The sequence below is a fragment of the Marinitoga sp. 1137 genome (genome assembly GCF_001941525.1).
GTDB lineage: Bacteria > Thermotogota > Thermotogae > Petrotogales > Petrotogaceae > Marinitoga > Marinitoga piezophila.
This window is the reverse complement of record NZ_CP009471.1, coordinates 2,194,813-2,207,867: the sequence shown is the minus strand read 5'-3', so window position 1 is coordinate 2,207,867 and position 13,055 is coordinate 2,194,813. Positions and strand designations below refer to the sequence as shown.

9 protein-coding genes are annotated in these 13,055 nt (G+C 29.6%); 4 read left to right on the top strand and 5 right to left on the bottom strand.

Going from position 1 to position 13,055, the window contains the following annotated elements; translation table 11 throughout:
• Positions 1 to 62 precede the first annotated feature (62 nt).
• Positions 63 to 2,291, bottom strand: coding sequence for a hypothetical protein (locus tag LN42_RS10440; protein WP_014297483.1), 2,229 nt, complete (start codon positions 2,289 to 2,291; stop codon positions 63 to 65).
• Positions 2,292 to 2,592: 301 nt separating this feature from the next.
• Here LN42_RS10440 and LN42_RS11010 point away from each other — a divergent pair, with 301 nt between their 5' ends.
• The 3 genes from LN42_RS11010 to LN42_RS10430 are packed head-to-tail and all read left to right on the top strand — an operon-like array spanning position 2,593 to position 5,475.
• The gene (locus LN42_RS11010) at positions 2,593 to 2,769 is read left to right on the top strand and encodes a hypothetical protein (protein WP_014297482.1); all 177 of its coding nucleotides are present in this window, start codon (positions 2,593 to 2,595) and stop codon (positions 2,767 to 2,769) included.
• A 47-nt stretch (positions 2,770 to 2,816) separates the two neighbouring features.
• Positions 2,817 to 3,545 (top strand): metallophosphoesterase, encoded by a 729-nt coding sequence (locus LN42_RS10435; protein ID WP_014297481.1) that lies wholly within the window; start codon positions 2,817 to 2,819, stop codon positions 3,543 to 3,545.
• 19 nt (positions 3,546 to 3,564) lie between these two features.
• The gene (locus LN42_RS10430) at positions 3,565 to 5,475 is read left to right on the top strand and encodes a BMP family ABC transporter substrate-binding protein (protein ID WP_014297480.1); all 1,911 of its coding nucleotides are present in this window, start codon (positions 3,565 to 3,567) and stop codon (positions 5,473 to 5,475) included.
• A gap of 54 nt (positions 5,476 to 5,529) precedes the next feature.
• Here LN42_RS10430 and LN42_RS10425 read toward each other — a convergent pair whose 3' ends face one another.
• From LN42_RS10425 to LN42_RS10415, 3 genes are read right to left on the bottom strand one after another with little or no spacing between them, the layout of a single operon-like run.
• The gene (locus LN42_RS10425; protein WP_014297479.1) at positions 5,530 to 7,128 is read right to left on the bottom strand and encodes a hypothetical protein; all 1,599 of its coding nucleotides are present in this window, start codon (positions 7,126 to 7,128) and stop codon (positions 5,530 to 5,532) included.
• Between the two features lie 34 nt (positions 7,129 to 7,162).
• Positions 7,163 to 7,930: an outer membrane lipoprotein-sorting protein gene (locus tag LN42_RS10420; protein WP_014297478.1), complete on the bottom strand. Its 768-nt coding sequence runs from the start codon at positions 7,928 to 7,930 to the stop codon at positions 7,163 to 7,165.
• Positions 7,927 to 10,659 (bottom strand): RND family transporter, encoded by a 2,733-nt coding sequence (locus LN42_RS10415; RefSeq protein ID WP_014297477.1) that lies wholly within the window; start codon positions 10,657 to 10,659, stop codon positions 7,927 to 7,929. Before LN42_RS10415 ends, LN42_RS10420 begins: the two co-directional genes overlap by 4 nt.
• A gap of 166 nt (positions 10,660 to 10,825) precedes the next feature.
• Between LN42_RS10415 and LN42_RS10410 the strand changes: the two genes are divergently transcribed.
• Positions 10,826 to 11,575, top strand: coding sequence for a transposase (locus LN42_RS10410; RefSeq protein WP_014297476.1), 750 nt, complete (start codon positions 10,826 to 10,828; stop codon positions 11,573 to 11,575).
• A 32-nt stretch (positions 11,576 to 11,607) separates the two neighbouring features.
• On the opposite strand, the gene LN42_RS10405 is transcribed toward LN42_RS10410, so the two are convergent.
• Positions 11,608 to 12,948 (bottom strand): NCS2 family permease, encoded by a 1,341-nt coding sequence (locus LN42_RS10405; RefSeq protein WP_014297475.1) that lies wholly within the window; start codon positions 12,946 to 12,948, stop codon positions 11,608 to 11,610.
• Between the last annotated feature and the right edge of the window lie 107 nt (positions 12,949 to 13,055).

Sequence of the window (13,055 nt, the reverse complement as noted above, 5' to 3'; positions counted from 1 at the left end):
ACATTCCCTGATAGAATTGTAATATAATTCTATCAGGGAATTAAAGAAATTAAAAATTATTTTTACCAGATTAAAATTGCCCCAAAATCTGACATTGGTATCTTCCAATTAATTCTTACAGAATCTGGCTTTAAAACATTTATCTGCATATATCCCATTGACCCTGCAACATAAACAACATTATTATTTGAATCAAATTTCACATCATAAATATAACCATAATCATAATTTTTAATTTTAACAGGCGATGTTATCTCAGAAATATTTTTTGTATCATAAGCTGCTATTTTTGTTGGATTTGTTTTGTCGCTTATATCTACTATTACAAACTCTGAATTTCCAGCTGCAAGATATGCGTAATTCCCATCTACATATACTTTCTCTACATTATAAAAATAACCTGGACTATACGCCCCCACCTTTACTGGATTTGTCTTATCACTTATATCCACTATTTCTAAGCCTTTATAACTATTTGCAACATATGCATAATCACCATCCACATATATTCCTATAGCAAAACCTAAACCAGTAGTATTATACTCCCCTATTTTTCTTGGATTTGTTTTATCACTTATATCCACTATTACCAGACCTTTATCAAAACCTGCTATATATGCATAATCACCGTCCACATATACTCCGTAAACCTTAGTAAAATTATTATAACTTCCTACCTTTTTGGGTTTTGTTTTATCACTTATATCTACTATTACAAGTCCAGAATCTCCAGCTGCAAGATATGCATAATTTCCTTCCACGTACACTCCCTCTACACTATAAAAATAACCGGGATCATAATCTCCTACTTTTTTAGGATTCGTTTTATCACTTATATCCACTATTTCCAAACCATGATAATAATTTGCTACATATGCATAATTATCATCTACAAAAACATCTCTTGCTGTACCTTCAAGATAAAGAGTATATGTTTTCCTTGTTGTTTCATTATATATAGCAAGTCCACTATCTCCCGCTGCAATAATATCATAATCATCCACATGAACACCGCTATATGCAGAAGGATTTGAATATTTATCTACATATTCATAAATTGGTTTATCAAAACTATATTGATTACTAATATCAACTACCGCATACCCATCCCCTGTTACATAAGCATAATCACCTGAGATCACGCCATGATGTACTGAAAAATCATCAAAATATGAATCAATAAGATACGCTTTGTTTAAATCAGTTATATCAACAGCTTTTAATCCTCCTTCAGTTCCAAGAAATATATTTTTTTGAACACCATATATTTTTATACCAATAATTTCATATGCAGAACCATTTGTTGAAACTGACGTTACCTTTATTGGATTTGTTTTATTTGTTATATCAACTATTACCAACCCATTATCATAATCTGCCACATATGCATAATTTCCATCTATATATACTCCATAAGCTGTCCCTGTATCATAATTTCCCACTTTTTTAGGATTTGCTTTATCGCTTATATCCACTATTTCCAGACCTGAAATACCAGCTGCAAGATATGCATAATTTCCATCTACATATACTCCATAAACATATCCTGTATTATACATCCCTATCTTTTTAGGATTCGTTTTATCGCTTATATCCACTATTTCCAGCTTATCAAAAGTTGCTATATACGCATAACCATTTGTTACTACAATATCTCGAGCATCCGATGGCATATACGCACCATCATGCTTTTCTATTAATTCTGGATTTTTTACATCGCTAAGATCAATTATATCAAGATCTTCGGTATACAAATATACACCGTCAAAACAGAAACTTGTAGATTCATGCGGCAAATCTATTGATGATACAAATACCGGATGTTCCGGATCTGAATTTACATCATATATTGCAAGCATACCATCACCATACACAAACATATAACCATTTTGAATCATTTTCTTTTCTGTTGTAAATGACCATACTTTACTTGATATTTCCTCTCCTTTACGATTTTTCGCAACCACTTTCCAATAGTATGTTTTACTTTTTTCAAGTTCAGGTATATTTACAGAAGTTTCATCTAAATCTTTATAAACTAGTTTCATCGAATTCTGTGATTCTCCAAAATACACATCATAACTTATAATATCTCCTTCTGAACCTATTGATCCTTTCCATTTCAAACATAGGTGATTTATACTTACATTTTTTGCTCCATCTACAGGCTCTGGAGTAGTTGGTGCTATTGTTTGAATATTTTCTTTTGCTTTTTCCGATTGGTGAAAACAGGATACCATAAAAAACAGCATAGTTATTGTCACCATCAAAAATACAATGACTCTTTTCATCATCCTGCCCCCTTATTTTCAATTGAATAAAATATTAAATTACCAACTATAATGTATCATTTTTTTTTTTTTTTTTTTGAATTTTTATTAACTAAATATTTTAATTTAGAAAATTTTTTGTTTTTATGATGATTTCACAAATACTAAATGGTTTCAATAATAATTGAAAGATTTCATTCAAAATTTAGAAGTATCATAATAAATATGGTATAATATTTGCAGAGTAAGTGAAATAACTTTATATTATATTGAAAATAATACTATTTCTATAAAACCACCAATTATACCAGGAGATGATTGTATGGAAAGAATAAAGGTTAAAAATTTTATAGTTCTTAAGGATATAGATATTGAGTTAAAACGGTTAAATGTTTTTATAGGAAAACAGGAAAATAGAATGAAAATATTAAAATATTTAAAATTTAGTAATTTTATAAGCGAAGCCTATTGGCTTCGTTTTTTTATTAGCATGTTATAATTAATTAAGTGGAAAAGTTATAGTTGACAGCAGGGAGACAGATATTGATGATAGAAATTGTAGCAGTTTCTGATGAAGAAAAGGGAAGTATTCATAAAATAATTAAAAAATGCGACATTTTGCTTGGTTGCGGTGATTTATCACCGGGATATTTTGATTTTTTATTGAATACATTAACCCCTAAAATTAGCCTAATGATTTATGGAAATCACGATAAAAAATATTTCAAAAAGTTTGAAGATATAAATTTAAATGATTTTTCTAATATTTATACAGGAATTAAAGTAATCCACAATGAAATTATAAATATCAAATCAGCTCTTAATATTTCTGAAGATGTGTATATCACCGGATTTTCCGGTGCATTATCTTATGGTAAAAAACCATTTCATTTTAAAGAAAAAGATGCAAGGGCTTTTTGCCACAAGTTAAATCGCAGCAAATTTTTAAATAGATTTAAAAAACTGGATGTGATTATCTCCCATTCGCCACCGGGAATTTCAAATATTTTTGATGATATGGATGATTATCACAAAGGTTCAAAACAATTAGCAAAAATTTATTTAAAATATTTTCCAAAAATCTGGTTTTATGGCCATATTCATCCAAGATATACCAGCAAACCTTTAAATTTCAAGATTTATTATAAAGGGAGAATTTCATATTTACTTAATACAGTTCCTTTTAAGTATGTATTATATGATGAAAATTTGCATGATATTGTAAAAATAAAAGGTGAAAATGGAAGGATTAAATTAAAGGAAATTTATTTATGATTTTCGGGGAGAGGATATAATGAATCGATTTGACAGCGCAAAGGAATACAAAAATGCAAAGAAAAAAGGGGAAAGGGAGTTATTATACTGGGAAGGTAGAGGGAAAGACGGATATTTACCTTCTTTAGAACATTTGCTTCAAAAATATGAAATTAGTGGAGAACAATATCTTGGAACAATAGAAATACCGCTAAAAAAGGTTAAAGGCACTTATTACGAATCCCGAAGAAGTGCATTTTCAAAAAACTTTCTTCCATTGTTAGAAGAAACAAGTGAATTTGCAATTAAATGGATGAATCTTTTTGAAGCACAGCAGGAAGAAGGCATAAGGGAACCTATAGTAGCTTATGAATTTTTAAATTATTTTTATGTTGTAGAAGGAAATAAACGAGCAAGTGTTTTAAAATATCTCGAAGCACCTTCAATTGTAGGAAATGTAAGAAGGATAATACCAAAATATGATGAACTGGACCCTAAAATCAGAATTTATTATGAGTTTCTTGATTTTTATGAAAAAACAAAAATAAATATGATATGGTTTAAAAGGGAAGGAAGCTTTAAAGAGCTTGAAGAAATCCTTTTAAAACATATAAAGGAAACCAATCAAAATCCAAATGAATTTTTCAAATATTTTGAAAAATTTATATACTGGAACTTTAGAAAGGTGTATCATTCTCTTGGTGGCGAAAGTCTTCCTTTGACTACCGGCGATGCCTTTCTTGAGTATATAAAAAAATATGGAATTGAAGATAATATTTTAGACAAAGAATTAAAAGCAAGAGTAAAAGAATTAATTAAGGAGCTTGAAACTGTTTATTTAGAAGAAAAAAAAGATTTACTACATGAAATGTTAGCTTCTTTTATTAAATTGTCAGCTGCACAGGAAAAGACTTTAAATATAGCTTTTGTGTATAGAAATACTATTAATGAAAGCACCTGGGTTCAGGCTCATGAAATTGGAAGAAATTATATTGAAGAAAAGTTTAAAGATAAAATTCATACTACATATATTGAGAATGTAAAAAAAGAAGATTCATATGAAGTTATTCAAGAATTGGTGGATAAGAATTATAATTTAATTATTACTACAAGTTTTGATTTTATGGATTCAACTTATAAAGCAGCTGTAAATAATTTGTCTGTAAAGTTCTTAAATTGTGCGGGATATAAGAGTTATAGAAATCTTTCTGTATATTTCGGAAGAATATATCAACCACAATTTTTAACAGGAATGATAGCGGGAATTATGACGAAATCAAATAAGATAGGGTTTATTGCGCCTTATCCATTACCTTTATTTGTAAGGAATTTAAATGCTTTTGCTATAGGAGTTAAAATGGTAAATCCATCAGCTGTTATTGACGTAAAATGGACAAAAGAATGGATAAACTATGAATTAGAAAAGGAATTAACGGTGAAACTTATAGAATCTGGAAATGATATAATAGCTTCTAATCTCGACACTCTTACTCCTCTGGAAATTGCCGATGAGCATAATGTATATAGCATAGGATATAATATAAAAAAAGATGAATTATTTCCAAAAACCAATATAGCAGCTGCAACATGGAATTGGGGACCTTTTTATGAAAAAATTGTAAAAAAACTTTTGAATGATGAGTGGGAAATTACCACTTCAAAACATCTAAAGGACTTAAGAAAGTACTGGTATGGAATGGATAGAAAAATTGTAAGATTATTTAAATCGAAGAATTTGCTTCCCGGACAAAGCGAGAATCTTATTGAATTAATGAAAAACGCAATAAAAAACAGGGAATACGATGTGTTTAGCGGTCCAATTATAGATGCAAATGGTAATATAGTAGCAACAAATGATGAAAGTATTACAGATGAAGAATTATTAAAGATTAATTGGTATCTTGATAATATAAAAGGAGAACTGGAAAAGATTATATTTACTACTGATTAAATTTAATAACAAAGTGCCGGAATTAATCCCGGCACTTTAATTTTATATTATTTATTAGAAATAAATTTTTATATTTAATGAGATTGAATTTAAATCTTCCATTGATTTTAATGAGTGTTGATCTGATTCGGCATATGCATATTTTAACTGTATTGACGGTTCGAAGTTATCAATCCCATTATATGCAATTTTCAATGTTCCCATATATCCAGGTTCATATTTATCATTGATTTTTGAAAACGCTGCTAATCCAAGACCTTCAAAGGATACATTGTTTATCTTTGCTTTTATATACATATCGCTTCCAAATGAAAGATGTCCTTTTAATTCCTCTGTTGGCAAGCCATTAAATCCTTCAATTCCCAATGTAAAGTCTTCTCCGTGTGTATATTCGATACCTCCTACAGCCTTTACATAATACTTTTCAAAAATGTCCACTTCTGTTGAATCTTTTGTCTGAACTGTTGTTGTTGGATTTTCAGGATTTGGAACATAATATGTTGTATCTACTTTTACATATGTTTTTTCTGGCATAATTAATGCTGCTTCGCCATGATAACCTATAGAATCAAAGAAATATGACACACCCTGGAAATCCAATGTTACTACATTTCTATATGGTCTGTATAATGTTGTTTTTGATGTTCCTGTTCCATCTTTTGAATAATTTATTTCTATTGTTTCTGGAACTGTAAAGTGATAATGGTCATGAGTATAGCCTAATTTAATATTGTAATTTGAAATATCCATTGAAACCTTTGCGCTATAATCGCTATTTACAGGCAATAATTCATCTATATCCTTTGTTTCTGTATAGGTATTCTTAACTTCATATGTATCTGGCAATGTCATTAATGTTTGACCTGCATATATTTCGCCAATTTGTTCCTGTGTAAAACCTAAATCAGTTAATGAAGCTGGATTTGATAAATAATATTTAACCTGAGCCTCTGTAAGTCCTTTAGATAATAATAACGCTACTAATTCTTCTGTTGCTTTTTCCACTTCTTCTTTTTTTGTTGTAAATGCATATGTAAGTGTTGCTGCGTTTTCAGAAATTATTGTTTCGTTTATTGTTTTTGGATATAGTATAAATGAAGGTATATCGTCATATGTTTTTGGTGTAAAGGTTAATTCATATGTATAGTCTGCAATGTAACCATTTAAATATATTCCATCTACAGGTAATGTTTTTAATGGTTCAAATGGATTAATTCCATCATGTGCTGGAATTGTTACTGAAGGGCTGTAAAATGTTGAACTGCCGCTATCAGGAATAAACCTTCCGACTCTTAATGTTGCTTCATCAAGATAAATATCTGCAAATGCTTCATTGAGTACATATAATGCCCATGGTAATGATGGAGATATTAAATATACTGATGATGGCATCAATGCTGCATACTGTGTTGTATCAATATCTGAGTTAACATTTAAATCAAAACCGTCTAATTTGAATAAATCTATTGAAAATCTATAATAAAGATTGTCGAGTTCATTTTCAAGTGTAATATTTGTTTTTAATCCACTAAATGTTGTTGATGCATTATTTGAGAAATTATAACCGTATATATAATTTAAATCACCAGAAAAGCCAAATAATGTCAATGATAGCAATGTAAGCAATATTATTGTTACTATGCTTTTTTTCATATTCTCGCCTCCAAAATCTTATTTTTTATTTTTATTATTGATACTTCAAAACAGGTTTTGAGATATTTCTCTTGTTAAAGAATTTCTTTGTAATTGGAATATCAAATTCAACATTTTTAATAATAAGTATTGTTGAGTGATTTTCTTCAATGTTGTTTAATTCTATTCTTGTTGCGAGAATATGACCCGAATAATCTTTTACATCGCTAAATGTCATTACCTTTATTAATTCTCCATTTTTGTTATAAAAATCTATTTTTTTAAAGAGCATGTTTTCTTTTTCTATTAACGCTACTATCTTTCCATAATCACTGTCCTTTTCATGTGGAATTATTTCTACTGTATATGATTTATCATCTTCATTTATAAGATTTGCATCGTAATCGCCGTTTTGTTCGTTGTATAATAATGAAATATCGTTGTATTTAAAGTCTGAACCTACAAATTTTCCATTTTTTGCACCGCCGGAAATCCTCTTTGTTTTTCTATATGCTGGCATATAAAGGTAAATTTCATCGTCTGATAATGTGAGCAATGTAATTCTTTTTACTTCTGATGGCTTATTAAATCTTACAAGCGCAAGTGTGTCGTCGCCATCATGCATAATATACATATCAAATTCCCTTTCCCTGATATTTCCATTAGCGTCTTTTAACTGCATGATCACAAGTGATTTTTCTGTTTTGAAATTATCGTGTGCATCTTTCAATTGATCCAATACTTCCTGCCCTGTAATTGCAAATGCGGAAACAACTGTTAAAATAATTACTGTGAGTAATACCAATCCCTTTTTGTAGTTCATGCTTTCTCCTCCTCCATTTTTAATTTTCTTTTTAGTAATGATTCTTTTGAGAATTTATTTAAAAGATTTTCATTAAGCATTGTCATTAATATAGGGAATATTGTTAAAGTCAATATAGGAGCCACTAACATAGCTGTTGCAGTTAAAATACCAAACTGACTTAACATACCTATTTCTGAGAATATAAATGTTGCAAATCCAAGAATAACTGCAAGAGAGTTAATTAATATAGCCCTTCCAGAGGTTGCTGATGTTCTTATTGCAGCCTTAAACTTATCCTTTGTAAGCCTATATTCTTTCTTAAATCTTGTTAAATAGTGTATTGTGTAATCTATACCTGTACCAATAGTAATTGATGCAATTGTTACTGTTGCTGCATTTAATGAAATACCTGTTAGCCCCATTATTCCAAAGTTGACAATTATAGTAAGAGTAATAGGAATTAATGCGAGTATTCCAAGAACCACAGAATGCATTTGAATTGCAAATAATATAAATACAAGTGCATAGGCAAGCATCATACTTTCTTTTTGATTGTCAAATACCATATCATTAACCTTGTTTGTTAATACCGGAATACCGGTAACCCTTACCAATAACTTCTTATTTCCCCCTGGAATTACAACTTCCTCATCATTTACATATTGTGAAAGTTCTTTTATATAATTTTCTTTTAATCCTGTATTTAATGATTTCAAAGTATTTTCCACATATAATGCCTTTAATGTTGGTTCGTAATCATATACAAAATATTCATAATATTCTGAAATATATTCATCCACTGATTTTGGATCTTTTAAATATGCATTGAATGTATTCATGTCAATTGTTTCTTCACCATATTCAGCAAGATAATTATTAAATAGATTTAATATCATTGTTTTATCCATTCCTGAAATTATCTCGTTTATATCAGCCTTTCTTGCTTTTAACATTGTATTTAAAACTTCTTCTGTATATTTTCCATTTCTTGCTACTATGAATTGTTTAAGTTCGTGTTCAAATGCTTTTATGTGTTCTGGATTTTCAACGTCAAATTCTTCTGTATTGTAATCTGTATAGATATAATCATTAATATATTTTCTTAAGTCATTTTCAAGGATTTTAACCTTGTTAAAACTCTTGGTGTTTACCATCATTTGAGAAATTCCCTCGTTCTTTTCAGCGGATAATATCTTATCTATTCCTTCACTACCTTCAATCATCATATAATCCTGTTCCATTGCTGCGTTTGAACCAGGAATGTACTTTACGCCTGTAAATCCTTCTGTTAGATTTGCAACAACATCACCTATATTTGAAATCTGTGAAATAACATCATAATTCTTTGCAAATAATGAAATATCTCTAATAGATCTATTAAAGTAGAAATCCCTGAATGTATTGTCTCCTTTAGCCACTAAATCAACGAATATATAATCATTTCCACCATAATTATTTCTTAAGAACTTAGAACTTTTAACCATTTGTGTTTTGTCGCTCATGAAATTTTCTATTTGCATATCAGATTTGATTTTTGGAATATAGAATGTTGTAAATAATACAAGAATTGCTATTATGGACAATGTAATGGCTCTATGATGTACAATCTTATCTGTAAAGTTTCTTAAAAACGGACTTTCTCCGTCTTCAGATAATGTTACCTTCGACTTTGGCTTGAAAATTAAAAGCATTGCTGGAACAAATATAGTTGCCATTAGTAATGCTAAAGCTATACCAAGTGAGGTAAATATTCCCAATTGCCACACAGGAGTAAGATCAGCTGTTAACAATGATAAGAATCCTGCGATAGTTGTTAATGCACTTAAAACAACTGCTGTTCCTACATGCTTCAATGTTTCATTTACAGCTTTTTCTGCTGAAATACCCTTATGCAATTCTTCATAATATTTACTGATAATATGAATTGAATATGCTGTTCCTATACCAACAACTGCAATTGGCACTGCTGATGTTGTTATGTTAAAGTCTATTCCCAACAATTCCATTATTCCAACTGTCCATATATCAGCAAGCAAAACTGAAATGATAGGCAATAACACACCTGCTATGTTCTTATAACTAAAATAAAGAACAGCCATAACGAGAATTAAAACAATAGGAATTAACTTTAATAAATTATCTTTTACTATTTCCTCTATTTCTCTATTCGCAATTGCTGTACCAAAGATATAATAATCAACACCTGCATCTTTAAATACATTTTCAACCTTTAAACCTGCTGATTTCTCTTCAACATCCTTTTTTAATCCAATTGCAAATAATACGCTTTTTTCGTTGTCTGATATAAATTTTCCTTTAATCATATCATCGTTTTTTAATTCATTTTTCAATTCTTCTGGACTATACGATTTAATACTTGAAAAATCAAATGTTGATTCAAGGTTTCCAACTGAAATATCTCCATCTTCTGTTGTGCTAATCCTTGGAGCATTAACAGGTGAAATAACATTATCAACTACATCAAGTTTCTTTAATTCTTCCGTGAGTTTATATATCTCTGGAAAGTGTTTATACACATCGTCATACTTTACAGCTGTTAAAATCATGCCGTTTAAACCAAATGTATCTGCCACTTCGTCATAAATCACCTTGTCAGGATCATCTTTTGGAACATAACTTGATATATTATCATGAACACTGACCTTTGCTGCATAGATACCAAACACAATTGTTAAAACCGCTACAAGAATAACTATAAATATAGAATTTTTACGGTTTAACTCCATCTTATCTCCTCCTCCTTTTGGTGGCAATTATTGAATACTTATCTTCACGTTTATAATATATACTCCTCAAATGTTTCAAAATTATTTAAGGATTAAGAATTTTTTGGTGGCAGATAATTAAGACTTAATTAATGTGATAAAATATAAAATGAAAGGAGAGATAAAAATGGATTTGATAAAAAAATTAAAAGATGATAGCAGCGCAGAAAGATTTTTAATAGAAGCTGGAATATTGAATATAAAAAGCGAATGTCCATATTGCGGAAGCAAAGAAGTTTATACAATAAGAAGAAATCATTTTAAATGCAAATCATGCAGGAGAGAATGGTCAAGATACAATGGTACTATTTTCAAGGATATAAGAATTAAACCTTTGAAGTTTGTAAGAATTGTTCATGAATTAGCCGAAGGAAAGATGATAAAAAAAATCTCTGAAGATTTAAATGTTTCCTATAATACCGTTTTAAAAATACGAAAGCTTATTTTAAAACGATTTATAAAAAGGATATTTGGTGTCGAAGATGTAGGAGATTTTTTTGCTGTTGGTATAAAATATAAAGATAATAATATAGATATGAAATATTTCGAGGAATGTAATATTGAAAACTTAAAAAATATTGAAAACGAAAAGCTTGGAAGGTTGTATATTTTTAAAGATATAAATAATTACGATGTTTTCATAATCTTTTCTGAAAAACCCATTAAAATACTCGAAAAAAATTCCAAAAAAATTAATTTACAGGAAGCTCGTAAAGAATTCCATGAGTTTATAAAACATTTCTCAGATAGCGTGGTAAAAGGAAAACTATCCAATGGTAATTCACTGTTGTTTGCACTGGCACAATCTCATGTTGTAAGCACTCATGGTAATGAACGCTTATTCTATATTTTTTTAGAATTATTAAAACAAAAATAAGGGCTGTTTCAAAAGAAACAGCCCTTGATTTATTAATGTTGTAAATATATAAGGTAATATACAAATGCAATTGCAAGTACCCAGTTTAACCAGTGAATTTCCTTACCTTTTCCTGATAATACCTTAACTAATGGATATGCTATTAAACCAAGAGCAATACCATTAGCAATAGAATATGTCAATGGCATCATTATAATTGTTATAAATGCTGGAACAGCTTCTGTTGTATCTTCCCATCTGATTTTTGTTAAGTTTTTCAACATTAAAGAACCAACAAAAATCAATGCTGGAGCTGTTGCTGCAGCTGGAATTGTTAATCCTAAAGGTGAGAAGAATAACATAAGAAGCATTAATACAGCTACAGTTACTGATGTTAAACCTGTTCTTCCACCCTGTGCAATACCTGTTTCACTTTCAATATATGTTGTAACTGTTGAAGTTCCAAATAATGCACCTACAGAAGTACCTATAGCATCAGCCATATATGCTCTATTTGATCTTGGGAAGTCTTCTCCATCTTTTATAAATCCAGCACTTTGAGCTAAACCTGTTAATGTACCAAGTGTATCAAAGAAGTCAACAAAGAAGAAGGTTAATACCACAACCCAGAATGAACCACTTACTAAATCACCCCATGAAAGTTGAAGTTTCATAAATGTTGGTGAAATATCAGGAATCTTTCCGATTATTCCCTGATAATGTGTAACTCCAAAAATTGGGAAAGCACCTATTATTGTTGATATAATAATACCAAGAAGAATCGATCCTGGAACTCTTAACGCAAATAAAACAGCTGTTATAATTAAACCAATTATTGCAACTAATGCATTTGGATCAGTTAAATCTCCCAATCCAACAAATGTTGCAGGATTAGCTACTATAATACTTGCATTTTTCATACCGATAAATGCGATAAATAAACCTATACCTGCACTTGTGGCAAATTTTATATTTTGAGGAATAGCTTTTACAACAAAACTTCTTGCCCCTGAAGCTGTTAATAAAATAAATACAAGACCTTCAACAAAAATTGCACCCAATGCAACCTGCCATGGAATCCCCATTTTCAAAACTACAGTATAGGTAAAATATGCATTTAAACCCATACCTGGAGCAAGAGCAAATGGATAATTAGCATATAATCCCATTACCAATGTTGCAGCTGCTGCACCAAAAATTGTAGCAACCATTACAGCACCAAAATACTGAGTATAAACATCGCTTCCAACTTCTGCACCTGGAGCCATAGCTGTTACCAGAATACTTGGATTAACAAATAAAATATAGGCCATACTTAAAAAAATAGTAATACCAGCAAGGATCTCAGTTGTTACAGTTGTACCGTTTTCTCTTAACTTAAAGAACTTTTCCACCCCATAACACCTCCTGAGTTTTAAAAAATATAATATACCTTTAACATTATTGTATAAGTAATAGTTTACAAAATTATTTCTAATTTATTTAAATTAAATAAAATTTA